Origin of the sequence: Croceicoccus ponticola (assembly GCF_004004515.1) — a bacterium.
GTDB lineage: Bacteria > Pseudomonadota > Alphaproteobacteria > Sphingomonadales > Sphingomonadaceae > Croceicoccus > Croceicoccus ponticola.
The window spans coordinates 573,346-596,121 of the sequence record NZ_RXOL01000001.1; the positions used below are offsets into that span (position 1 = coordinate 573,346).

General features: G+C 60.3%; 21 protein-coding genes and 1 tRNA gene. 9 read left to right on the top strand and 13 right to left on the bottom strand.

Annotation, left to right across the window (positions count from 1 at the left end; all coding sequences use genetic code 11):
• Positions 1-80: 80 nt before the first annotated feature.
• From EKN06_RS02785 to EKN06_RS02820, 8 genes are all read right to left on the bottom strand, one after another.
• The gene (locus tag EKN06_RS02785) at positions 81-1,010 is read right to left on the bottom strand and encodes a 2-hydroxyacid dehydrogenase (RefSeq protein WP_127611334.1); all 930 of its coding nucleotides are present in this window, start codon (positions 1,008-1,010) and stop codon (positions 81-83) included.
• A complete protein-coding gene (locus EKN06_RS02790) occupies positions 1,007-2,038 on the bottom strand; it encodes a PepSY-associated TM helix domain-containing protein (RefSeq protein ID WP_164843910.1) in 1,032 nt (343 codons plus the stop codon). The genes EKN06_RS02785 and EKN06_RS02790 overlap by 4 nt, the downstream gene beginning before the upstream one ends.
• A gap of 80 nt (positions 2,039-2,118) precedes the next feature.
• On the bottom strand, positions 2,119-4,314 hold the full coding sequence (locus EKN06_RS02795) for a TonB-dependent siderophore receptor (RefSeq protein WP_127611336.1): 2,196 nt from the start codon (positions 4,312-4,314) through the stop codon (positions 2,119-2,121).
• Positions 4,315-4,632: 318 nt separating this feature from the next.
• Complete coding sequence (locus EKN06_RS02800; protein ID WP_127611337.1) at positions 4,633-5,847, bottom strand: acetyltransferase domain-containing protein; 1,215 nt, start codon at positions 5,845-5,847, stop codon at positions 4,633-4,635.
• Between the two features lie 28 nt (positions 5,848-5,875).
• A complete protein-coding gene (locus EKN06_RS15560; RefSeq protein ID WP_164843911.1) occupies positions 5,876-6,472 on the bottom strand; it encodes a hypothetical protein in 597 nt (198 codons plus the stop codon).
• 1 nt (position 6,473) lies between these two features.
• On the bottom strand, positions 6,474-7,208 hold the full coding sequence (locus EKN06_RS02810) for a HupE/UreJ family protein (protein WP_127611338.1): 735 nt from the start codon (positions 7,206-7,208) through the stop codon (positions 6,474-6,476).
• Positions 7,209-7,215: 7 nt separating this feature from the next.
• Positions 7,216-7,602, bottom strand: coding sequence for a hypothetical protein (locus tag EKN06_RS02815; protein ID WP_127611339.1), 387 nt, complete (start codon positions 7,600-7,602; stop codon positions 7,216-7,218).
• Positions 7,603-7,625: 23 nt separating this feature from the next.
• Entirely contained in the window at positions 7,626-8,378 is a 753-nt protein-coding gene (locus tag EKN06_RS02820; protein ID WP_127611340.1) for a DUF4198 domain-containing protein, read from the bottom strand.
• Positions 8,379-8,738: 360 nt separating this feature from the next.
• Here EKN06_RS02820 and EKN06_RS02825 point away from each other — a divergent pair, with 360 nt between their 5' ends.
• Complete coding sequence (locus tag EKN06_RS02825) at positions 8,739-9,056, top strand: DUF6481 family protein (RefSeq protein ID WP_127611341.1); 318 nt, start codon at positions 8,739-8,741, stop codon at positions 9,054-9,056.
• Positions 9,057-9,262: 206 nt separating this feature from the next.
• On the opposite strand, the gene EKN06_RS02830 is transcribed toward EKN06_RS02825, so the two are convergent.
• A tRNA-Ser gene (locus tag EKN06_RS02830) sits at positions 9,263-9,352 on the bottom strand.
• Positions 9,353-9,462: 110 nt separating this feature from the next.
• Here EKN06_RS02830 and EKN06_RS02835 point away from each other — a divergent pair.
• The 7 genes from EKN06_RS02835 to EKN06_RS02865 are packed head-to-tail and all read left to right on the top strand — an operon-like array spanning position 9,463 to position 16,491.
• A complete protein-coding gene (locus EKN06_RS02835) occupies positions 9,463-10,515 on the top strand; it encodes a lytic murein transglycosylase (protein WP_240654568.1) in 1,053 nt (350 codons plus the stop codon).
• Positions 10,516-10,554: 39 nt separating this feature from the next.
• Positions 10,555-11,757 (top strand): D-alanyl-D-alanine carboxypeptidase family protein, encoded by a 1,203-nt coding sequence (locus tag EKN06_RS02840; RefSeq protein WP_240654569.1) that lies wholly within the window; start codon positions 10,555-10,557, stop codon positions 11,755-11,757.
• The gene (tmk, locus tag EKN06_RS02845; RefSeq protein ID WP_127611342.1) at positions 11,754-12,380 is read left to right on the top strand and encodes a dTMP kinase; all 627 of its coding nucleotides are present in this window, start codon (positions 11,754-11,756) and stop codon (positions 12,378-12,380) included. Before EKN06_RS02840 ends, tmk begins: the two co-directional genes overlap by 4 nt.
• Complete coding sequence (locus EKN06_RS02850) at positions 12,377-13,339, top strand: DNA polymerase III subunit delta' (RefSeq protein ID WP_127611343.1); 963 nt, start codon at positions 12,377-12,379, stop codon at positions 13,337-13,339. Before tmk ends, EKN06_RS02850 begins: the two co-directional genes overlap by 4 nt.
• Positions 13,340-13,388: 49 nt before the next feature.
• The gene (gene metG / locus EKN06_RS02855) at positions 13,389-14,951 is read left to right on the top strand and encodes a methionine--tRNA ligase (protein WP_127611344.1); all 1,563 of its coding nucleotides are present in this window, start codon (positions 13,389-13,391) and stop codon (positions 14,949-14,951) included.
• On the top strand, positions 14,951-15,727 hold the full coding sequence (locus EKN06_RS02860; RefSeq protein WP_127611345.1) for a TatD family hydrolase: 777 nt from the start codon (positions 14,951-14,953) through the stop codon (positions 15,725-15,727). Before metG ends, EKN06_RS02860 begins: the two co-directional genes overlap by 1 nt.
• Positions 15,724-16,491, top strand: coding sequence for an MBL fold metallo-hydrolase (locus EKN06_RS02865; protein ID WP_127611346.1), 768 nt, complete (start codon positions 15,724-15,726; stop codon positions 16,489-16,491). Before EKN06_RS02860 ends, EKN06_RS02865 begins: the two co-directional genes overlap by 4 nt.
• Before the next feature lie 273 nt (positions 16,492-16,764).
• Here EKN06_RS02865 and EKN06_RS02870 read toward each other — a convergent pair whose 3' ends face one another.
• Entirely contained in the window at positions 16,765-18,351 is a 1,587-nt protein-coding gene (locus EKN06_RS02870) for a phytoene desaturase family protein (protein WP_127611347.1), read from the bottom strand.
• A gap of 87 nt (positions 18,352-18,438) precedes the next feature.
• On the opposite strand from EKN06_RS02870, the gene mazG reads away from it, so the two are divergent.
• Positions 18,439-19,221, top strand: coding sequence for a nucleoside triphosphate pyrophosphohydrolase (gene mazG / locus EKN06_RS02875; protein WP_127611348.1), 783 nt, complete (start codon positions 18,439-18,441; stop codon positions 19,219-19,221).
• Between the two features lie 3 nt (positions 19,222-19,224).
• Here mazG and hflX read toward each other — a convergent pair whose 3' ends face one another.
• From hflX to ntrX, 3 genes are all read right to left on the bottom strand, one after another.
• A complete protein-coding gene (hflX, locus tag EKN06_RS02880; protein WP_127611958.1) occupies positions 19,225-20,496 on the bottom strand; it encodes a GTPase HflX in 1,272 nt (423 codons plus the stop codon).
• Between the two features lie 67 nt (positions 20,497-20,563).
• Positions 20,564-21,094 carry an RNA chaperone Hfq gene (gene hfq, locus EKN06_RS02885; RefSeq protein WP_127611349.1) on the bottom strand — a complete coding sequence of 177 codons (531 nt, stop codon included), beginning with the start codon at positions 21,092-21,094 and terminating at the stop codon, positions 20,564-20,566.
• Positions 21,095-21,375: 281 nt separating this feature from the next.
• Complete coding sequence (gene ntrX / locus EKN06_RS02890) at positions 21,376-22,758, bottom strand: nitrogen assimilation response regulator NtrX (protein WP_127611350.1); 1,383 nt, start codon at positions 22,756-22,758, stop codon at positions 21,376-21,378.
• Between the last annotated feature and the right edge of the window lie 18 nt (positions 22,759-22,776).

Consider the following 22,776-nt stretch of genomic DNA (forward strand, 5'->3'; position numbering starts at 1 on the left):
ACATCACGACGAAAATAAAATAAAAATTTCGAGGTGGAATTAAAGACATGGCCGACTTGATCCGGACGCTGATCGAAGCCTCAATATCCTCGTGCGCGATCGATTTCCCCTACAAGCGACGTGCCTTCTGCTTCACGCTGCAGGTTCGCGATCAGGGAGAATACGGCGGTTTCCTTGCGTGTGACGCCGGCAACGTGGGGGGTGAGGAAAATGCCCGGATGATCGTAGAACGCGTGGCCGGCCGGGAGCGGCTCCGGGATGGCGACATCGAGCATGGCATATCGCAACTGCCCTGAATCAAGCGCTTCGATAAGGTCTTCTTGCACGAGGTGGCCACCGCGCGCGACGTTGATGAGCGATGAGCCACGCGGCATCCGTTCAAAGAAATCACGGCACAGGATGCCGCGTGTATCGTCGGTCAAGGGCAGGAGGCACACCAGAATATCGCATTGCGCAAGAAAAGCATCGAATTCGTAAGGCCCTGCGAAACAGGCGGCGCCCGAAATATCGGTTCGGCTGCGGCTCCATCCCAAGAGCCGGAAGCCGAGCGGCGCAAGCTTGGCTATGGACGCGCGGCCCAGTTCGCCAAGTCCCATCACGCCCACCGTGCGTTCCGAGCAGAGCAGCACGTCCTCCGGCTCCCACACTCCCTGGCGCTGGCGCGCGATATAAGTCGGGAGATCGCGGTGCAGTGTAAGCGCGGCCATGGCGACGTATTCGGCCATCGTGTTGGTGATCCCGCTTTCGATCATGCGGACCACCCGCACGTGCGGCGGCAGGATCGACAGGTCGAGCTGATCCACGCCCGCGCCGATGCTGAACAGGATTTCGAGATTTGGGAGTTTTTCGACAAGGTCCCGGTCCAGCGTCCATGCGATCAGGTAGCGGATGTCTTCCGGATCGCCGACGTCAGGCCAGCAGCGGAAATCGATGTCGGGCAATTCGCGGGCGACAATGGCCTGCCAAAGCGTCCCGCGTTCCGCATCGCCTGTGTGAAGAATCGCGGTCATTGGGCAGTCTTTCCTTTCTTGCGCGCGCGCCACCATGCCAGTGGGCCACTGATCGTGAGGAACAGCAATCCCGCGGCCGCCGCCAGCATCAGCCAGCGACCCGCCACGCCCGCGATCGAACCGGTGTGGATTGGGAGGGTGTAGGTCCAAAGCGCGTTATTGGCTTCGTATGGGGTGACCGACACGATGGCCTGATCGACGTTCGAAACGATGACCGTGTCGACCGCCCACGCCCCGCCGCGTGGCGCGAAAAAGTTGATGGCTAAGGTGCCGTCTTGCCGGAATCGGACGTCGCGCGGACGCGATGCCGGAAATTCGGCCTTGGCCAAGGCATAGGCGGCATCGATGTCAGCCGGGATCATGGGAATTGGCGTGGCAGAGGCGGGGGAAGGGCCGAAGACGAGGCTGGGGTAGCCCGTCAGAATGCCGGTCAATGCCGTCACCAACAGTACACCCGATAGCAAGGCCCCGCTCGACCGGTGCCACGCGCGCAGCTTGAGCCGTTGTGGCATGCGGGCCGGTATTTTCAGCGCCTGCAGCATGCGCTTTCGCCCCGGCCACCAGTGCCATAGGCCGGTTGCGGCGATGAGCATGAGCGCGAAACCATAGAGGCAGACAAGCAGAAGCCCGAAATTCCCGCCGTTCAAACGGAAATGCAACTGAAGGGCGGTTTCCAGCGGAAAGTGCCAAATAGATCCGGTCGCGAGCAGTTTTCCATTGCCCGGATCGAGCAGGGCATGGCCAACAGCGCCGTCATATCCATCGAGTTGGGCAAAAGCTGTGCCGTCGTCATGCTGCGGCAGGAAAATCCGTACAATCCGCCTCTTGGGCTGAGCGTTTTCCGCCGAAGCGGCGAGAACCGACAGCGGCACGATCTGGCCGGGAGCGCTGATCCGCGCCGGCTCCATCACGGCGGAAAGGTCGTCGCGAAACAGCAGGGCGCCGCCCGTCACTGCCTGCATGGCGAGCAGCGGCGCAAAAACCAACGCGATCCAGCGGTGAATGGAGAGAAGGGTGCGCGGTTTCATCGATTGCGCGACCATATACCGTAAACTGCCAAATCGCCGACCCGGTTCAGTGACCGGATCGGCGATTTGCGGGGGATGGATCAGAAGAAGAAATCTACCCGACCGGTAATAGCGCGCGGCGCACCGGGCATCACCCACCAGCGGTGGTACGAGGCCGGGTAATAAGTTTCGTCAAGGACGTTGGTGACGTTGACGCTGAGGCGAACCGACTCGTCAGGCTCGTACGAAGCCATGGCGCGGACCAGAGTGTAACCGGGCAGGTAGAAATCGGTGCCCGTTTCGCCGAGCCGCTTGCTGACGTAGTTCACGCCGCCGCCGATCGTCGCCCTGCCTGCGGTGCCGAGATCGAAACCCTTGGTCAGCAGCAGGTTGGCCTGATGCTTGGGGATGTTGATCAGCGGATCGCCCGGGTTGATCGCAAGGCCAAAGTCCTTGTCGCCACCCGTCGTCGACCACTCCGCGTCAGTATACGCATAGTTCGCGATGAGCGACAAATCGCCCGGCAGATTGGCGGTGACGTCCGCCTCTAGGCCTTTGCTCTTCGCAGCGCCGGCGGCGACCGACTGGCCGGAACCGGCTGGATCCGATGTTAGGATGTTGTCCTTCTTCATTGAGTAGACCGCGAGCGTCGCGTTGATCGCATCATCATTCGACGTGAAGCGCAGGCCCGCCTCATAGGACGTGCTGGTTTCAGGCACGAACGTGTCGCCGTCTGGATCGACGCCGCTATTCGGACGGAAGCCCTCGCCATATGCGGCGTAGACGCCCAGCGTATCGGTCAGTTCGTAGAGTACGCCGACAGTCGGGCTGAACCGCTCGCGCACGTTCACCGTCGTGACGGGGACGGCGAGAGTGGGGCGGTGATCGACAAATCGCTGGTTGAAGTGATCGAAGCGGCCTCCGAGGCGCAGCTTGAGGCGTTCGGTAATGTCGATCTGGTCCTGGAAATAGATGCCCCACGCCTTCTGCGTCTCGTCCGAATCCGTGACGTAGGTCGCGCCGGGGGCCGGCGGGATCGGGTTGGGCAGCTGGCCATAGACCGGGTCGTAGATGTTGATCGCGTTGCTGGCGGCCGTGATCGGCGTTCCGGCGACATAATTTCCCGGACGAATGCGCGTCTGGAACAGGTCGAGCTTGAACACGTCGTAGTCTGCGCCGACGAGGACGTGATGCGTCAGCGGGCCGGTATAGAGCTTGCCCGAGAGTTCGCCGCGGATCGTCTTGTTGATCGCGCCATAGTCGCGGAAGCGACGCTGGCGAGCCAGGTTTTCGCCATCGTTGTCGATCGTCTGGCGACCGGCCGCGAGTTCGGCGTCGGACGAGAAGCCCACGAAGCTGGTGTCGCGGTAGCCCGCGCCAACCAGCAGGAACCAGTTGCGCGAGAACTGCTGCTGGAACTGGAGCTGGTGGCCAAGCACGTCGACCTCGGTCGGTCCGTCGCCGGGTTCGCCGAGGAAGCGTGAATTGGGGATGAGGCCGAGCTTGCCGTCGACTGCGACGACGCCGCGTTCGAACGGCACGTTGTTATCGACGTACTCCATCTCGTAGCTGATCTTGGTGGTGTTGGTCGGCGCCCACAGGATCGAGGGCGACGCGACCACCTTGTTCGATTCGACGGTGTCGCGGAACGATCCGGCATCCTGCGCCGCGCCGTTGACGCGAACGGCTAACGTGTCGCTGAGCGCGAGGTTGTAATCGGCCTCGACCCGATAGGTTTCGAAGCTGCCCGCCGACACGGCGAAGCTGCCGAAGGTATCCGCGAGGTCGGCCTTCTTGGTGGTGATGTTGATCGTGCCGCCCGGCTCGCCGCGCCCGAAGACCGCTCCGTTAGGGCCTTTCAGGATCTCAATCCGCTCGATGTTCGAAGCATCGCGAGTGCCGCCGTATCCGCGGCCACCGTTGAAGCCGTTGACAAGGAAGCCCGAGGGAAAGTTCTCGTCACCCGCGAAGCCGCGGATCGCGAACGAGTCCCAAAGACCGCCGAAGCTGTTCTGGCGCGAAATGCCGCTGGCCAGGTCGAGGCCGTCGGCCAGACCGGTGATGTTAAGCTCCTTCAGCACCGCGCCGTCGAGCGTCTGCACCGTCTGCGGGATCTCGGTCAGCGGGACGTCGCCACGATATTGCTGACGAAGGCCTGTTACGACGATCGCGCCATCATCCGCGGTCTCACCAGCGCCAGTCCCGTCGGCATCCTGTGCCAGCGCGGCGCCTGGAATGGCGAACATCGCGGTACTGGCGATGAGCGAAGAAAAAATGGCAGACTTCCAATTTGTCATGATCTGACCCCTCAAAAAGAAAAAAGCTAGGTCCTGCGATTTTTTCGGGATGTCTGGAAGATCGGTCGGAAACCCCTCGTTTCCCTGCCGACCCTGACCAGCAACCTCTCTATTTCCACAATGCAATCTTATGCGCCGCAATCGGCAATATTTAGTCGAAACCCATCCTTCGCGCGGTTGAATATGACGAAATGGAGACGTTCACCGCGCAATATGCTGTCATGCAAAAACGTGGCTCTCAGGATTAAAAAGGCCGGGCTGCGAGGCCCGGCCGGTGGAATTTTGCGGTTGGCATGAAAAGCCCCGGAGCAATCCCGGTCAGAGATATTTGAGCCACCAGATATCACGGCGACGCTGTTTCAGTCCTGCAAACCAGCGGGTCGGGAAATAAAGGGCCGGCATCAGGATAAGCACCCAGAGCCATACGGTCGAAAGATTGTCGACGCCGAACACGGTGCCCTTCACCGGACCGTAGATTGCAAGCGCAACGTTATAGATCAGCTTCAGCGCATAGAGATGCAGGATGTAAAAGAACATCGGCGCGCCGCCGAAATAGGCGAGGTGCGGGAGGATCGCGTGGTCCTGATATTTCTCAAACAGCGCCAGAAGCAGGCAACCGACACCTACCGTCGGCATCAAGAAGAGGAGCGAGGGCGGATACTTGGTCATCGCAAGGAAGCTCATCACAGTGCGCAATGGGTTCTCGCCGACGAACCACGGCTTGTCGCCATAGATGTTGACGTAGCGCAGGACGACGAACCCGATGATCAGGCCGAGCCCAAGCTGGACAAGACGTCGGATACGACTGGACGGTTCCACACCACGCCCGAACCATGAACCGGATGCATAACCGAGCAGGATCAGCCCGATCCACGGCAGAACCGGATATGTCGTCTTGGCCATCAGCCCGCCGCCGATTTCGAACATCTCGCGCTGATGCAACAGCGCCCATGGAATGAACATTGGCGACCCCGGTGCGAACGTAATTGGGTCCAGCAAGTTGTGCAGGCAGACGATGGCAAGGCCGAGCGAGACTTGTGCGACGCGCGGAAGATGGATGAGTGCGGCCAGCGCGATCATGCTGACGCCAATGGCCCAAATGACTTGAAGCCAGAAATTGGGCGGCGGGAAAACCAGCGGTTGTGTCGGCCATGCAAATCCAACGACTGTCACTTCGAGGAACAGCAGAAACAGGCCGCGGGTGAAAAGGAACTTCGAAAGCTCGGCCTTCGTGTGCGATTGCCCATAGAGATAGGCTGACAGGCCGGTCAGTGCGACGAAAGTCGGCGCACAGAAAGTCGACAGAAGCCGCGTGAAGAACAGACCCGGATCGGTCGTGGTCGCATCGACCGGATCGGTCACTTGCATATACAGGAAAAACGTTTCGCGGACGTGATCCACCAACATGAATAGCATCACCAGCCCGCGCAGGGCGTCGATGGCGATGAGCCGGGTGCGTGCCTTTGCCGCGGCCAATGTAGCCGGGGGTGGTGGCAGCGTGTCGCGTGCCAACGGCTGGGCAATCGTCGTCATAACAGACTCTCCCGTCATTGCGTCCCGGTCAAGGGCGGTAGATATCCTTGTAAAATCCGGAAACTTTCATCTTCACGGTGATCGGCGTCTCGCCCTTGTTGCGCCAGTACCAGCCGTGGCTGCCATCAAACGGCGCTGTAAACGTGCCGGACTGGGCGGTGGTTGCCTTGTCGATCCAGTAACTGGTGAATTCATCATCGGCGGCGTTGGGCGGCTCGCCGTGCATGTCCACCTTCACCGGTCCGCCGGTTGTCTCCCAACTAAACACGAAGCTATCGCCCTTGGCCATGTGCGCCTTGAGCTCGATGCCGCTGTGCGGGGCCAGTTCGATCGTCTCGGCATCTTCGCGCCACGGGGTGGCGGCTTCGATAGAAGCTTGGGTGGGTACCGGAATACCGAGAGATACTGCCGCGGCCGGAACGTTCTCTACTTCTGCATCCTGGACGCCCATGCCGGCGATGCCGATTGCACTACCGACCCCGGTCGGATCCACGCCCGCCTCTGCCGGCAGGACGAAAAGAACGATAACCGCCCCGGCAACCGCGAGCGCGGCAAGCGACGCCTTGGCCAGCGCAGCGGGAGATGCCTGCGCCGTGGGCGGGACGGTGGCTGTGGATGCGTTCATGTCATGCCCCTTGCGTAAAATAGCCTGTGAGCTGGTAGCCGACCAGGATGAAGCCCGCGCTCATCAGCGCGGCATTGGCGGTCAGTGCCGTGCGCTGGAAACTTGGCGACAGCCGCCAGAAGTTCATCGCGATCAGGATGACGGCCAGCGCCATGAACTGGCCAAGTTCGACCCCGACGTTGAAGGCGAGGAGGTTCGGAACCAGCCCCTCTTGCGACAGGGTCAGGTCCTGCAACTTGGTGGCAAGGCCAAAACCGTGGAACAGGCCGAAAACCAGCACTGCCTTTTTCGGATCGGGACGCCAACCGAACACGGTAGTGAACCCGTCAAGGTTGTCGAAAGCCTTGTACGCGACCGATAATCCGATGATTGCATCGACGATATATGCATTGGCGCGGATGTCGAAGATGGTGCCGACCAGCAGTGTCGTGCTGTGGCCGATGGCAAACAGCGTCACATAGATGCCGACGTCCTTCATCCGGTAGAGGAAGAATACGACGCCTGCCAGAAACAGCAGGTGATCGTACCCCGTCACCATGTGCTTGGCGCCAAGGTACATGTACGGGATTAGATTGATCCCGCTCGTCCCTTCAATAAATTCCTGGTCGCTTTCCGCGACGCCATGCGCCTGTGCCACGCCGCTGATCGCGAGAAAGGCCAGGCTGACGGCGATGGCACCCACGGCCCGGGCCGCGCCAGTGGCGCGACCCGTCGAAGAGACGAAGGAACTGATCATCGCGCGATCACTTCATCTGAAAGGTGGCGAAAGTCTTGGCTGCCGGGCCCTTGCCGACCAGCGCGACGACGACTTTCGAACCTGCGCCCAACTTCAGGCCCGCGGCGGTAAAGCGATTGCCGGTAACAGGCTTTAGCGCCGTCGTGGTCTTCTGCCCCGCGGCCGAAGTCACGATCAACTTCGCATCGAAACCACTTGCGGCCAGCGGTTCGTCTTCTTCGGTGAGGTAAATGTCCACGCCCTTGGCGGTCTTCACCAGTTCGAACATGATCTCGCCGGTCATCTGGACGACGCCGCCGTGCGACGGCTTCATGCTGCCATGGGCAAGGGCGGGTGCGCTCATGCCGACCACAAGCGTTGCGGCAAGGGCGGCGGTTAGGAAACGGTTCTTCATGCTATTATCCTTCTGCGATAGGATCATTCGGGAAGATGCGGCAGGACGAAGGACAATGTCGCCCGTTCTTCCATCCGGTCGTACTTTGCGGGCTTGTCGCTACCCGTGATCAGGATGCCGACCACCACGTTCAGCCCTTGGTTGCGTAGGCGTATAGTGGTTGTGCCGTCACTGGCGGTCAATGCGGGCGTTTCATCTGGATCTGTCACATATTCGGTCAGGATCTGTACGCCCGGAACCGGCTTGCCCTTGTAGAGCGCCTTCACCATGAGCGGAGCGCCCTTGCTTTCGGGGATCGCGCCAACCGGAACGATCTGCAATGTCTGGCTGGCGATGACCGGGACCTTGGCGTCGAGCGCATTGAGGTGGACGGCATATTTGAAGTTGTGTTCGGAAACCTCAATCGCGCCTTCAACCTCGTCCTTTCCCTTATTGTGCCAGCGACCCGCTGCGTCCTTGGTCCACATGCCATAGTCCATGGCCGCGGCGATAACCGAGACGGGTTCATCACTGTCGACGACCGGGATCGCGCCAGCGGCCCGCAAGCTTGTCGCGACGGCCTGGCCTTCGGCATCGAACCCTTCGATCGAGGTGATCTTGTCCAACCGTGAAACGGCGTCGAGATCGTCTGCTCCAACGCCGTAGATCAGGGCAATCTGCTTGGCGCGTTGCGCAAACCATATGCCGTGCGCGTTGGCGGGGATGCTGGTTGCAGCACCGGCCACTGCGGCCAGGCAGCAAATGGCGGCGGAAATGTACTTGGATGGGCGCTTCATGGACTCACTCCGTTTTGCGTCTGTCGCAGCTTAGGACTTTGGGCCATCCGGTCGAACAATTTTGCCGTATCGCAGTGTTCTGCATCTTTTTCATGCGGTTTGACGGCCATCCTCGAAACATTCGGTCGCCAGGCTATGCGGTTTTTTCGGCACATCGCTCTGCGTCGGCGCGCCATAACCCAAGAAGCATGCTTCACTCTCGATAATCCAGTCGACACATGCTATCCGGCGCCGATCGGCCAACGTTTGGGTCGATGTGGCGCTTTCGACCGAGCCCACGCAACACAAGATTAGCGCGAGATTCGATGGCGACGCTATCGGCCCGTCTCCGCCTCATGAAAGATTAGAAAAAGCATCAATATGGCAGGTTATAAAGAGCCCACTTTCCAGGATCGAGTGTCCGTTGCGCAAAAGGCCAAGGCAGCGGCGCTTGCCAAGCTGAAGGCGAAGCCGCCGGTCGACCCGGAAGTCGTGGCGAAGAGGATTGCAGACGCAAAGGAACGCGAAGAGAAGCAGCAGGCCAAGCGTGCCGAACGCGCCGCCGCCAAGCTGGCCAAAGAGCAAGAGGCCGAGGCCGCGGCCAAGGCGATCATAGAAAAGGTCGAACTGACCGAGGCGCAGCGCAAGGAAGCACGCGACGCTCGCTATGCTGCGCGCAAGGCCAAGAAAAAGCGCTGATCTGCCGCACCTGAATTCATGACACCCTGCTGACCCCATGGCGCCGCGCACGACCGGGCCTTGGGGGCAAGGGGGCATGGCGCCAATCGGGAATTGCGGTCCTTTGTGGCGCAAACGTGACGCGTGATCTGCCTAAGCAAAGTGGCAGCGAGTGTCGCTTCGCTTTCATGCGGGATTCGTGGCCGGCGGCGATCGATTGCGCCAATTGGCGGACAGGGTGGGATTCGAACCCACGGTACGGTTGCCCGCACGGCGGTTTTCAAGACCGCTGCATTCGACCACTCTGCCACCTGTCCGTTGGGAGCCGCCGTTAGCGGCTTCCACTCGCCCTGTCATCCCCTCAACCTGTCACGTTGCCACCCAAATGTGCTGGAAGGCGGGATACACAAGGAGCGGCGCATGTGTCATGCTTGCACACATGATCTCTTTCAACCGATTCACATCGCTCATTCAGTCACTTGCACTTTCCATTGCCGTAGTCGCGTGGACATCGCCAGCCAGCGCGCAAGTATATTCGCAGGCAGGCTTCGAGGCTTACCTGAAGCAGGTGAGTTCCCGCGCCCGGGCCGAGGGGGTTTCGGAACGCGCCATCGTATCTGGCCTTTCCGGCCTTACGATCAACCAGCGGGTGGTCGAACTTGATCGGCCTCAGGCATTCGATCCTAATTCGATTTCACCTCCGTTCGAACCCTATCGAATTCAGCATGTCGATGACGCCCGGATAAACGGCGGCAAGCGCGCCTATGCCGGGAGCGCATCGCTGATCCCGGCGGTGGAGGCGAAGTATGGCGTGCCGGGTGAAATTCTTGTCGCAATCTGGGGCCATGAAACGAATTACGGCACGTTCATGGGCGGGTTCGACACGATAAGGTCGCTCGCCACCTTAGCTTACGAAGGCCGCCGCCGCGAATTGTTCGAGGACGAGCTGGTCGCATCACTCAAGATGATCGACCGTGGCGTGAACCGATCGCAGCTGGTCGGCAGCTGGGCCGGGGCCATCGGCAATCCGCAATTCCTACCTTCGGTCTGGTTGCGCGTCGCTCAGGACGGCGACGGTAACGGCACTCGCGACATCTGGAACAGCAGGGCAGATACGCTCCATTCGATCGCGGCGTACTTCAAATCCGCGGGCTGGCGTGCGGGAGAGCCTTGGGGTGCGCCCGCATATGTGCCTTCCGGATTCAATCGGGACACGGTGAAAACGCAGCTCATATCCCCGCGCTGCCCCCGCGTTTTCGCCCGACACAGCCAGTGGCGCACGATCGCGGAGTGGAAGGCGCTGGGCGTAAGGCCGCAAAGGTCGGTGGCCGACGATACGCAGGCGATCCTTCTCGAACCCGACGGCCCGGGTAAGACCGCTTATCTGCTGACCGGCAATTACCGGGTGATACTGGATTACAACTGTTCCAACTATTACGCGCTTTCGGTAGGGCTGTTAGCAGACGAGATCCGGCGTTGATCGACCTTTCGACGCCATAACAGGACAGTGCCCCGCCAGATGATTTCCGGATTCCCGACCGTCTTCCGCCCGGTCATGCTTGCAGCCGGACTTTACGCTGCGATCGCGCCTGTGGCCACCGGTGCGCAGGGGGCGGCCGTGGCTGCGCAGGATGCCGGCCCCGTTCCGCCGGTGTCGCTGGACGGTGCGCCGATCGCTTTGATGATCGACCTGGGATCGGGAAGGGTGCTTTTCAGCCGCGAGGCGGACCGCCGCTTCATGCCAGCGTCGCTCACCAAGCTGATGACGGCCTACACAGTGTTCGAGATGCTGGACGAAGGCACCTTGCAGCCGGAACAACGCATGCCCGTGCGGGACGAGACGTTCCATGAGTGGAGCGGCAAGGGATCGTCCATGTTCGTCGCCAAAGGCAGCTCCATCGGTGTGGACGCGTTGCTCAGAGGCATCCTGACCGTATCGGCCAATGATGGTTGCGTGGTGATGGCTCAGGGCGCGGCGGGAAGCGTCCCGGCCTTTACCGACCTCATGAACGCCAAGGCACGCGAACTGGGCATGAACGACAGCCATTTCGGCACGCCGAACGGTTGGCCGGATGAGGGCAGGACTTATACCAGCGCCCGCGACCTGGCGACTTTGGCCACAGCGATCATCACAAAGCATCCGGCAAAGTATCGCCGTTATTTCAGCGCACCGAGCTTCACCTGGAACGAGATTACCCAGAACAATCGCAATCCGATCATGGGTGTGGTCGAAGGTGCTGACGGCCTGAAAACAGGCTTTACCAACGAGGCCGGGTTCGGCTTCGTCGGTTCGGCCGAACGCAACGGTCGCCGAATTGTCATGGTAATAGGCGGCACCGAAAGCGGCAGCGCGCGCAAAGCCATCGCGCGGGATTTCATCGGCTGGGGCTTCGACGAATGGCATGCCAAACGGCTTTACGGTGCGCGTGAGCCGGTGGCCGAAGTCGCTTTGCAGGGCGGTGCGCAGCGGACGGTGGAACTGTCGTCCGTCCGGCCGATCTTCGTGACTGCGCCTGACGGTGATCCGGCCGCCACCAAGATTGCGGTGCGCTACCTCGGCCCGGCAAAGGCGCCGATCCGCAAGGGCGAGGAGATCGCAACCCTGCTGATCGAAACCAGTGACGGGGTCAAAAGCTCGGTGCCACTGGTAGCGGTGAAGGACGTCGCTGCCGCGAATTGGTGGCAAAGGTGGCGCAACGGCTTGCTTTCGCTCGTTTCATGACCACCGGCCGCTTCATCACGTTCGAGGGCGGGGAAGGGGCAGGCAAGTCGACCCAGATTGCGATGCTGGCCGACGCCCTTTCCTTGCGCGGTGTCCCGCACGTCGTGACGCGTGAACCCGGTGGCACCCCCGGGGCGGAGGCGTTGCGCAACTTGCTGCTTAACGACGCCTTCGATTGGAGTGCGCGAACCGAAGCGCTGCTGTTCGCCGCTGCGCGAGCGGACCACGTCGCCAATCTGATCCGACCGGCGCTAGCGGACGGGCAGTGGGTGCTGTGCGACCGCTTTGTCGATTCGAGCCGGGCTTATCAGGGCGGGGCGGGGGCGCTTGGTGACGAACAGGTCATGACATTGCATCGGATCGGAAGCGAAGGGCTTTTGCCCGATCGCACCCTGCTGCTCGAACTAGACGCCGATGAGGCCGCCCGACGCGCGATCGTGCGCGATGGCGGCGGTGGTGACCGCATTGGTGCCCGCGATGCCGCGTACCACGCCCGCGTCGGCCAGCGTTTTCGCCAGATGGCCGATGCGGAACCCGATCGGTTCGTCAGCGTCGATGCGGGCGGAAGCGCGGATGAAGTGCACGCTCGCATCATTGCGGCGCTCGAGCCTGTTTTGCCGTGAGCGCGCTTACGGGCCATGATGAAGCGTGGCATGAATGGCGTGCCGCGATCTCTGGCGGACGGATGCATCATGGTTGGCTGCTCACCGGCGCAGCGGGCATGGGAAAGGCGGCTTTTGCACTTTCCGCCGCGGCGGAACTGGTCCGCGAAACCGGCGTGCCGCAGCCGCCGGTGGAACACCATCCCGATATCCTGCTCCTAACGCGGCTGCCCGCAACGTCCGATGACGAAAAAAAGCGCGAGGACGGCAAACCGTTTGCCACCAAGCGCAGCATTACGGTCGATCAGGTTCGCGGGATGCAGCGGCGTTTGACGACAAGGCCAACGCTGGGATCGCGTCGGGCGATCATATTCGACAGCGCCGACGATCTGGAAAAATCGGCCGTCAATGCGCTGCTGAAAAGCCTGGAGGAGCCGCCGGAAGGCACGATATTCCTGCTCGTGTCACATCGGCCCGGCGGCTTGCTGCCGACAGTTCGGTCCCGCTGTCGCATGTTGCGATTCCAGCCGCTGGCGACCGCAGACGTTGAACGCATCGCTGCCCGCGAACGTCCCGAAGCATCATCGGAAGTGCGCGCGTCTGCCATAGCGGCCGCGCATGGTTCGCCCGGGGCAGCATTGCGGTTCATCGACAACGATCTTGCCGCAATCCGCCGCGAGCTTCTTGGCATTATCGAGCAGGGCGATCCCGACTTTGCCCGGCGCGGGGCGCTGGCCTCTGCGATCGGCGCGCGCCCGGACCGCGAACGCTTGTTGGCCAGCGTGGAACTAGCCCGCGCCATCTGTTCCGAACGCGTCGCTCTGGCATCGCGACCGGTCCAGGTCCGACTGGTCGAGGCTCATGCAAAGCTGACCCGCATTGGCGCGGAAATCCCCTATGCCAACTTCGACGCGGGGCTCGCCGTGGTCGAAATTGGCGGGTTGCTGGCTGCGGCTGCCGCTTCTAAGGATGGCACGTAAGCGGCATATGCCCTTGCAACCTCCCGCATTCTGAAGAAAGCAGGGCCTTATGGCCGAACCCTATTACATCACGACCGCAATCCATTATCCTAATGGCAAGCCGCATATCGGCCATGCCTATGAAACCATCGCGGCTGACGTCATGGCCCGGTTTCAACGCGCGAGGGGACGCAACGTGCGGTTCCAGACCGGCACGGACGAACATGGCCTGAAAATGGCGCAAAAGGCACGCGATCTGGGCATTACCCCGCGCCAGCTTTGCGACGAAATGTCAGGACATTTTCGTAACTTGTTCGATCTTCTTGATATTAGTTACGACAATTTCATCCGCACCACGGAAGACAGCCACCACGCCGCAAGCCAAGCGATATGGCGGGCGATGGAAGCGAACGACGACCTCTATCTCGACCGGTACGAGGGATGGTATTCAATCCGCGACGAAGCCTATTACGATGAAAGCGAATTGACCGACGGGGAAGAGGGCGTGAAGCTTTCGCCCCAAGGCACTCCCGTTGAATGGACGGTCGAGGAAAGTTGGTTCTTCCGCCTTTCCAAATATCAGGAACCCTTGTTGGCGCTGTACCGCGACAACCCTGAATTTGTCCGTCCCGCATCCCGGCTTAACGAAGTGGTCCGCTTTGTCGAAGGAGGGCTGCGCGACTTGTCGGTTTCGCGGACGAGCTTCGATTGGGGCGTGAAAGTGCCGGGTGCGGACGATCACGTAATGTACGTCTGGGTCGATGCGCTGACCAATTACCTCACGGGTCTTGGCTATCCGGAAAAGACCACGGATTTCGAAACCTTCTGGCCCGCCGACCTGCACCTAATCGGTAAGGATATCGTGCGATTCCACGCGGTATATTGGCCTGCGTTCCTGATGAGCGCGAATTTGCCGCTTCCGAAGCAGGTGTTCGGGCACGGCTTCCTGCTCAATCGGGGACAGAAGGAATCGAAGTCGCTCGGCAATGTCACCGATCCGGTCGAACTCGCTGAAAAGTTCGGGGTCGATCCGTTGCGCTACTTCCTGCTGCGCGAAATCGCTTTCGGACAGGACGGCTCTTATTCCCCTGAGGCTATCGTGACGCGCACGAATGCCGAGCTTGCCAATAGCTTCGGCAACCTCGCTCAGCGCAGTTTATCGATGATATTCAAAAATTTGGATGGAATAGTTTCCGTTCCTTCTGAAGTCGCAGGCGAGGACGTGGAACTCCTCTCCGCAGTCGATGCCGGTATTTCCGGTCTGACCGAAAAATTCGAGCAGCTTGCTTTCAGCGACGGACTGGACGCCTGGATGAAGGCGGTTTTTGCCTGCAATCAGTATGTCGACGAAATGGCGCCGTGGGCGCTGCGCAAGACCGATCCGGATCGCATGGCTGCAGTTTTGATGACCTTGTTCCGCTGCGTCCGCAATCTCGCCATCGCGGTTCGCCCGGTCGTGCCTGGGTCCATCGATCGGCTGCTCGACCAGATGGGCGTGGCGGCCGACCAGCGCGATTTTACCCTGCTGGAAGATATAAGCTGGCTCGAACGGCTCGTTTCTTCAGGTTTTCGCGTCGAAAAGCCGACCGGCGTTTTCCCGAGGCTGGAAATGCCAGAGGAAGCGGCGGCCTGATGCTGATCGATTCCCACTGCCACCTCAATTACGCCGGCTTGATCGAGCATCAGGCTGATGTGTTGGTCCGCGCGCGCGAAGCCGGGGTAAAGGGCTTCCTCAACATCTCGACCCGGCGTTCCGAATGGGAAGACGTGGTCGCGACGGCAGAGCGTGAGCCCGATGTCTGGGCCAGTATCGGCATTCACCCGCATGAAGCGGACAGCCATGCAGACCTTGGAAGGGAAGCGCTGCTCCAGGCTTCGGCGCATCCCCGAGTCATCGGTATAGGTGAAACCGGCCTCGATTATTATTACGAGCATTCGGACCGCATCGTGCAGCAAGCACTGTTCCGTGTGCACATCGGTGTTGCGCGAGAAACCGGCCTGCCGCTGATCATTCATAGCCGTGATGCAGAGGAGGACACCCTTTCGATCCTGCGTGAAGAGATGGAGGAGGGGGCCTTTCCGGCCTTGATCCACTGTTTCACGGCATCGCGGGCGTTTGGCGAAGCTGTGCTCGACCTTGGCCTCACGATTTCATTATCCGGCATCGTGACCTTCAAGAACGCCACCGAAGTTCAGGAAACGGCCAAAATCGTCCCCGACGATCGGCTGTTGGTCGAAACCGATGCGCCATTCCTGGCACCGGTTCCGCACCGCGGGAAAACCTGCGAGCCCGCGTTCGTGGCCAATACTTTGGATTTTGTGGCCAAGTTGCGCGGGACTACGGCCGAAGACCTGGCCGAAATAACCGGGCGGAATTTCTACGCATTGTTCTCCAAGGCGGCATCGTGAAGCTGATCGTTCTGGGTTCGGGAACATCGACCGGCGTCCCCCGCATCGGGAACGATTGGGGGGCCTGCGATCCCGACAATCCGAAAAATCGGCGTACCCGCGTTTCGATCATCGTCGAATCCGATCAAGGTCAACGTGTCCTGATCGATACTTCGACCGATCTGCGCCAACAGCTTCTGGCCAATGACATCGGATCTGTCGACGCGGTATTCTGGACCCATGACCATGCCGATCATTGCCACGGTATCGACGATCTGCGCGTCATGCGGTATGGCCGTGACGGGCCGATGCCGGGTTATGCCGCCGACGAAACGGTACGCCGGTTGCGGCAAAGGTTCGGCTATGTTTTTGCAGGGCAATTCGGCTATCCGACGATCGTGACGCTCGATACTCTGGAACGGCTTCGGCTTGTTGCCGGCATGTCGGTAAAATGGTGCCAGGTTCCGCATGGTCCCGCGCAATCGACCGCATTTCGCTTTGACGGAGGAACGCATTCAGTCGGATATGCGACGGATATCAGCGAGATAACCCGCGAATTGGTCGATACGATGTACGGCGTCGAACTTCTTGTCGTCGATTGTTTGCGCCGCGATCCGCATCCGACGCATGCTCATCTGGCCATGTCGCTGGAGCTCGCGGACCGATGCGGCGCAACGCGCGTCGTGCTTACACATCTGGACAAGAGCATGGATTATGACGCCGTTAATGCCGAAACGCCGGATAATGTCGAACCGGCTTTCGATGGCATGGTGATAGACCTTTGACGACGCTCGGCCTGGTGTCGTTGGTCAGCATGCTAGGTTGGCTAGCCTTGATGGTTGCCAGTTATCGATCTTACGATGTGCCACACGCAAAAACTTTGCGGATGATCGCTATTTGGGTTGGGCTTTTTGCGTTGATAGCAATTGGTTTCAAGGCACTGGGCGTCGGATAATCGAACGTCACACACACAGTTCAATTTAACATAATATATATTATCATCTTTAAACTCGTCAGTTTTAGGCTGTATGGGCGAGCCCCCTCTCGCAGCAAAGCTGTCAGAAAAAACGTCTCCGCTCTTTAAGGATGACATGAGCGCAGTTGTAGCCAGGCGCGCCGGTGACGCCGCCGCCGGGATGCGTTCCCGCTCCGCACATGTAGAGCCCATCGACTGGCCCTCGATAACGCCCATGGCCGAGCACAGGACGCGCCGACCATAGTTGGTCGATCGTCAGGTTGCCGTGCATGATGTCACCACCGATCAGGCCGAATTTTCGTTCAAGACCCTTGGGACTGAGAACCTGTCGCCCGATGATGGATGCACGAAAACCAGGCGCATGGCGTTCGACCGTGTCGATGATCGTATCCGCCGCTGCATCCTCGCAATCGTCCCAATCGCGTCCGTCGGGTAATTCAGGGGCGAATTGCTGGCAGAACAGGCTGGCCACATGCTGGCCCTCGGGTGCCAGAGTGCTATCGATGGTCGATGGGATCAGCATCTCCACAATCGGGTCACGCGACCAGCCATCGCGCCTGGCGTCGAGAAACGCGCGGTCCATGTAGTCCAGAGATGGTGCAATGACGATGCCGGCTCGGTGGTGTTCTCCCGGTTCCAGCAAACAGCTGAACCGGGGCAATTCGTTTAGCGCCACATTCATACGGAAAGTTCCGCTGCCAACACGAAAGCCTTTCATCCGGCGACGAAAATCTTCGGGCAGATCGGCCTGGTCCATCATGCGTTCGTAAAGCAGTTTCGGGCCTACATTGGCGATGACGCGATTGGCGATGATTTCCTCGCCGTCTTCGAGCGATACGCCTGTCGCCCGGTCGTTTTCGACGAGCACCTTCCGAACAGCGTTTTCCAGTGAGATCTCGACGCCGGCGTCTTTGCATGCCGCCGCCATGGCTTGAGTGATTGCGCCCATGCCACCGATCACATGGCCCCAAGCGCCCTTCTTGCCATTCACCTCTCCGAAAACGTGATGCAGAAGGACATAGGCGCTGCCCGGCGTGTCAGGACTCGCATAGTTCCCGACGACCGCGTCGAAACCAAACGCCGCTTTGACCGGTTCGCTCTCGAACCAGCCATCGAGGAACGACCGGGCAGATTTGACAAACAGGTCGAGCAGATCGCGCTTTCGTTCCATCGACAACCCAACGATGCCCCTACCCTGCATCACCGCGTCGATAACCGCGCGCCACCCATCGCCGATGTTGGGCGGCGGCTTGAGCGCAAGCGACCGCAGAACGTCGGCAACGCATTCGAGAGCGTCGTAGTATCGCGGCAGAATGTCGGCATCACGCTGAGAATACCTTGCGAATTCCGCCTGCGTCCGTGCCAATCCGCCGCCAAGCTTCAGGTAACCATTGTCCAGCGGCAGGAAATTCGAAATCGGCCGTTCGATGACCCGATAGCCGCGGGAAACCAAACCCATGTCGTGTATGACGCGCGGTTGCAGAAGGCTGACCGTATAACTGGCGACAGAATTTCGGAAGCCAGGGTGAAATTCCTCTGTCACCGCGGCACCGCCGACGATCTCCCGGCGCTCAACGATCCGGACTTTCAGCCCTGCTCGCGCCAGATAAAATGCGCAGACAAGCCCGTTATGCCCTGCCCCGATGATGATCGCGTCGTATCGTGCCATTTGTCTTGGCTCGATAGCACGCCCTACGGCCACCGGTAAGCGCATCTCGCCATTGCGGCAGATGCGGGGACGCTTTAGCCGGGATGCATGACCGAATCCCCTCTCCGTCCAATTGACCGTCTGCTTGCCATCATGGCCCGACTACGAGACCGAGAAGATGGATGCGAATGGGATCTCGCGCAGGATTTTCGGTCGATCGCTCCCTATACCATTGAAGAAGCGTACGAAGTCGCCGATGCGATTGCACGCCACGACATGACGGATCTTCGTGACGAACTTGGCGACTTGCTGCTGCAGGTCGTTTTCCATTCGCGCATGGCCGAAGAAGCAGGACATTTCGATTTCCAGACCGTCGCCACGGGCATTTCCGAAAAGATGGAGCGCCGCCACCCGCACATTTTTGGCGAGGTTGCGCCGAAGGATGTCACGGCCGTTCGCGCCAACTGGGAAGCGATCAAAGCTGCCGAACGTCAGGGAAAGGCCCAAGTCGGTGCCCTTGATGGTGTCGCGATGGGGCTGCCGGCCCTGCTCCGCGCCGAAAAGCTTCAGAAGCGCGCGGCACGAGTGGGTTTCGACTGGCCGGACGCTGTCGGCGCAGGGGACAAGCTGCGCGAGGAGATCGGCGAATTCGAGGATGCGGAGGACGCGGCGCATCGCTTGGAAGAAGCCGGCGACATGTTGTTCGCCATGGTAAACTGGCTGCGCAAACATGATATCACCGCAGAAGACGCCCTGTTAGCCGCCAACAGGAAATTCGAAAGGCGTTTCCGGGGCATGGAAGTCATGGCCATTGCCGCAGGCGAGGATTTCGCCAGCCTCGATCTCAGTGCACAGGACGGTCTGTGGAATCGTGTAAAATCTGAAGAATGACCGTCAAGTCTCTGTGAGACTGAGATACTTTCCAAATTCTCGGGGATCGAGCCGCACATCCATTTCCAGCTGAGGCGCTCCCTCGGCATCTTCGGTCGACTGCTCGCGCAAGACTTCGCCATGAGCATGAAGCCACGCAATGCGCTGCCCGTCCGTTGCCGACAAGCGGAAGCTGTGGACCCGAGCCGACGCGGTAAGGATTTCGGAAAGCTGTCGTTCCAGCGCTTCGACACCGAAGCCCGTCAGCGCGGAGATTGGCACGATGGGCAATCCGTCGACTTCGCTTTTTTCCAGCAATTCCGCCTGACGCTCGGTATCGACGAGATCCCATTTATTCCACGCTTCGACTACCGGAATCGTCAGTGCGCCTTCTTCACCCGTATTAATGTCGAGATCGGCGAGAACCTGCTCGACCTCGCTTTTTTGCATTTCAGTCATAGGACTCGAAATGTCTCGGACATGGACGATGACATCGGCGCCGGTGACTTCTTCCAACGTAGCGCGAAATGCGGCGACTAGCTGTGTCGGCAAGTCGGAAATGAACCCAACCGTATCCGACAGGATCGCCTTTTCAACGCCCGGCAACGAAATGCCGCGCATCGTCGGGTCTAGCGTCGCAAACAAAAGGTCTTCGGCCATCACGTCCGCACCGGTCATCCGGTTGAAAAGCGTCGATTTTCCCGCGTTGGTATAGCCGACGAGCGCCACGACAGGCCAAGGTGCCCTGCCCCGCCGCGCCCTGTGCAGAGCGCGCGTGCGGCGGACCTGCTCCAGTTCACGGCGCAAGCGCGCCATCCGGTCGCGGATCAGCCGCCTGTCAGCTTCGATCTGCGTTTCGCCCGGACCGCCCAAGAAGCCGTAACCCCCGCGCTGACGTTCAAGGTGGGTCCAACTACGGACAAGACGGCCTGCCTGGTAATCGAGATGCGCGAGTTCGACCTGCAATCGTCCTTCGGCCGTGGCCGCGCGTTCGCCGAATATTTCGAGGATCAGGCCGGTCCGGTCGATGACCTTGCGCTCGATCTTCTCTTCCAGATTGCGCTGCTGAATGGCCGACAGAGCGCCATCGATGATGACAAGCTCGGCGTCTTCCATGTCGCATGCAGCTTTGATCCGGTCGATTTGCCCCGACCCGAACAGCGTTGCCGCCTTTACCGATCGGATCGGGATGATGAAGCTGTCCACCACCACGATGCCGATCGCCAGAGCAAGGCCGCAGCCTTCTTCAAGCCGGGCCTCCGGCTCTGCCACATGGGCAGAGCGGATATCCGGCATGACGACCACGGCGCGCGCGCCGCGGGCTACTTCTCCTGCAACTTCGTCGTTCAGAATATTTTCCAGTTCAGTCTTCGTCGTCCCAGTCGCCCGAAAGGTCGACGTGGGTAACCGGCTGCACGGTCGAAACCGCGTGCTTGTAGGCGAGTTGCACGTAACCTTCGCGTTCCAGCAACATGCAGAACAGGTCATAGGCCGCAATACGGCCCTGCAGCATGACGCCGTTGATCAGGAACATCGTCACCTGAACGCCTGCGTCCCGGACTGACGTCAGGAACACGTCCTGCAACTGGCGCTTGCCCTTTGCGTCTTCGGCAATCTGGAACAAGTCGACGTCGACAGGTTGCGTCGGCATGATTGTGCTGATCGCGTGCTTGTAAACGAGCTGCGACTGACCGTCGCGGCGCAACAGGATCGAAAAATTGTCGAACCACGTCACGATGCCTTGAAGCTTTACGCCCTTGACGAGAAACATCGTCACAGGGGTCTTGTGACGGCGAACGTGATTAAGAAATAGATCCTGCAGGTTCTTGCCCTTCGATGCGGAGGCGGTACTTGCCGCGGTCTTTGCCTCGGTTTTTTTGGAATTCTTTGCCACAGCTTTTGCCTTTGGCTTGGCCGCCGGCCTAGCCGTTGGCGTTGCCACAGGCGATTCGGGTTCAAGTTCCGTCTGGGGTGCGGCGTCCGGCTCATCGGACGAAGAGGAAGTGCGGATTGAGAGAGTCTTGCCAGCCAATTTTTGGCCTCCTTTTTGTTGGCGGCGGAATATTTTCCCGTCCGCGATCTGGCCGGTGACGCAACGGACACCGACCGAAAACCAGATTTAGTTTAGCACCCTACCGGATGCTTTGCAGCTAATTATTCAGGAAGCGGGAGGGTTCAATCCTCGTCCTCACGCCGGTCAGAGATACCAAGTGTTTTTAATTTCCGATGCAGCGCAGAGCGCTCCATCCCGATAAACGTCGCGGTGCGAGAGATGTTTCCCGAAAATCTTCGGATCTGGATGCGCAAGTACTCCCGCTCGAACTGTTCGCGCGCCTCGCGCAGCGGGATTCCCATCATTGCCGCTATGCCCGCGCCCTCGCCATTTTCCTCCTGGGTGATCTCGCCAGGAAGCATGTCCGCCTCGATCAGGCTTAGCCTGTCGCGCGGGGCAAGGATCATCGTCCGTTCGATCACGTTGCGCAGCTGGCGCACGTTTCCGGGCCATTCGTAGCTTTGCAGAACCGCCATGGCATCGTCGCTGACCGCCGGTGGCGGGATGCCCTGCGCCGCGGCAAGGCGCGCGAAGAAGTGGTTGACCAGCATCGGAATATCGCCCCTTCGTTCGGCCAGCGAAGGGATCGCCACCGGCACCACGTTAAGCCGATAATACAGGTCCTCGCGAAACCGGCGTTCAGCGATCTCCTCTTCAAGATCACGGGAAGTCGCCGATGCCACGCGAACATCGACACGCAACTGGCGGTTGCCACCGACTCGGACGAAGGCCTGGTCGGTCAGGACGCGCAAGATGCGGGCCTGCGTCGACTCGGGCATGTCCGCGACTTCGTCGAAAAACAGCGTGCCGCCGTCCGCCATCTCGAGAAGCCCGGCTCGGACCAACTTGCCGTCCTGTTCCTCTCCGAACAGTTCCTGCTCGAACCGTTCGGGTGTGATCCGGGCGGAATTGATCGTGACAAACGGCTTGTCGGCGCGCGTGCTCCAATTATGCAGCAGCCGAGCAGCGACTTCCTTGCCCGAGCCGGCAGGTCCGGTGATGAGCACCCGGCTTCCCGTCCCGGCCACCCGCTTCAGTGTCGCGCGGACTGAATTGATGGCGCTGGACGATCCGTTGAATTCATCGAACGCCCCGTCTCCGCCCTGCCGCAGCTGCGCGTTTTCGCGGCGGAGGCGTTCAGTTTCGGTCGCGCGTTCAACCATATGGATCAACCGTTCAGATTCGAACGGCTTTTCGATGAAGTCCACAGCCCCGCGACTGACGGCAGAGACAGCGGTATCGATGTTGCCATGGCCTGAAAAGATAATCACCGGCAGGTCCGGTTCGCGCTGCTTGATCGCGTCGAGAACTTCCAGCCCGTCCATGGGCGATCCGTGGAGCCACACGTCGAGCAGGACCAGACTGGGCCGCCGTTCGTCGATCGCGCCCAGCGCGGAGATGCTGTCCCCTGCGGTGCGGCAGTCATAACCTTCATCGGATAGTACGCCTGCAACAAGTTCGCGAATGTCGCGTTCATCGTCGACGATCAGGATATCGAGTGCCATCAGGTCCGTTCCGGTCGT

What these genes read in the sequence shown, in the direction of transcription:
- EKN06_RS02820 (WP_127611340.1), bottom strand. Translation starts at nt 8,378, where the DNA reads ATGAAGCGCCCATCCAAGTACATTTCCGCCGCCATTTGCTGCCTGGCC.
- EKN06_RS02840 (WP_240654569.1), top strand. Translation starts at nt 10,555, where the DNA reads ATGATTTCCGGATTCCCGACCGTCTTCCGCCCGGTCATGCTTGCAGCC.
- metG (WP_127611344.1), top strand. Translation starts at nt 13,389, where the DNA reads ATGGCCGAACCCTATTACATCACGACCGCAATCCATTATCCTAATGGC.
- hflX (WP_127611958.1), bottom strand. Translation starts at nt 20,496, where the DNA reads ATGCCGGATATCCGCTCTGCCCATGTGGCAGAGCCGGAGGCCCGGCTT.
- EKN06_RS02800 (WP_127611337.1), bottom strand. Translation starts at nt 5,847, where the DNA reads ATGACGACGATTGCCCAGCCGTTGGCACGCGACACGCTGCCACCACCC.
- EKN06_RS02785 (WP_127611334.1), bottom strand. Translation starts at nt 1,010, where the DNA reads ATGACCGCGATTCTTCACACAGGCGATGCGGAACGCGGGACGCTTTGG.
- EKN06_RS02860 (WP_127611345.1), top strand. Translation starts at nt 14,951, where the DNA reads ATGCTGATCGATTCCCACTGCCACCTCAATTACGCCGGCTTGATCGAG.
- mazG (WP_127611348.1), top strand. Translation starts at nt 18,439, where the DNA reads ATGACCGAATCCCCTCTCCGTCCAATTGACCGTCTGCTTGCCATCATG.
- ntrX (WP_127611350.1), bottom strand. Translation starts at nt 22,758, where the DNA reads ATGGCACTCGATATCCTGATCGTCGACGATGAACGCGACATTCGCGAA.
- EKN06_RS02790 (WP_164843910.1), bottom strand. Translation starts at nt 2,038, where the DNA reads ATGAAACCGCGCACCCTTCTCTCCATTCACCGCTGGATCGCGTTGGTT.
- EKN06_RS02835 (WP_240654568.1), top strand. Translation starts at nt 9,463, where the DNA reads ATGCTTGCACACATGATCTCTTTCAACCGATTCACATCGCTCATTCAG.
- EKN06_RS02815 (WP_127611339.1), bottom strand. Translation starts at nt 7,602, where the DNA reads ATGAAGAACCGTTTCCTAACCGCCGCCCTTGCCGCAACGCTTGTGGTC.
- EKN06_RS02810 (WP_127611338.1), bottom strand. Translation starts at nt 7,208, where the DNA reads ATGATCAGTTCCTTCGTCTCTTCGACGGGTCGCGCCACTGGCGCGGCC.
- tmk (WP_127611342.1), top strand. Translation starts at nt 11,754, where the DNA reads ATGACCACCGGCCGCTTCATCACGTTCGAGGGCGGGGAAGGGGCAGGC.
- EKN06_RS02870 (WP_127611347.1), bottom strand. Translation starts at nt 18,351, where the DNA reads ATGGCACGATACGACGCGATCATCATCGGGGCAGGGCATAACGGGCTT.
- EKN06_RS02795 (WP_127611336.1), bottom strand. Translation starts at nt 4,314, where the DNA reads ATGACAAATTGGAAGTCTGCCATTTTTTCTTCGCTCATCGCCAGTACC.
- EKN06_RS02825 (WP_127611341.1), top strand. Translation starts at nt 8,739, where the DNA reads ATGGCAGGTTATAAAGAGCCCACTTTCCAGGATCGAGTGTCCGTTGCG.
- EKN06_RS15560 (WP_164843911.1), bottom strand. Translation starts at nt 6,472, where the DNA reads ATGAACGCATCCACAGCCACCGTCCCGCCCACGGCGCAGGCATCTCCC.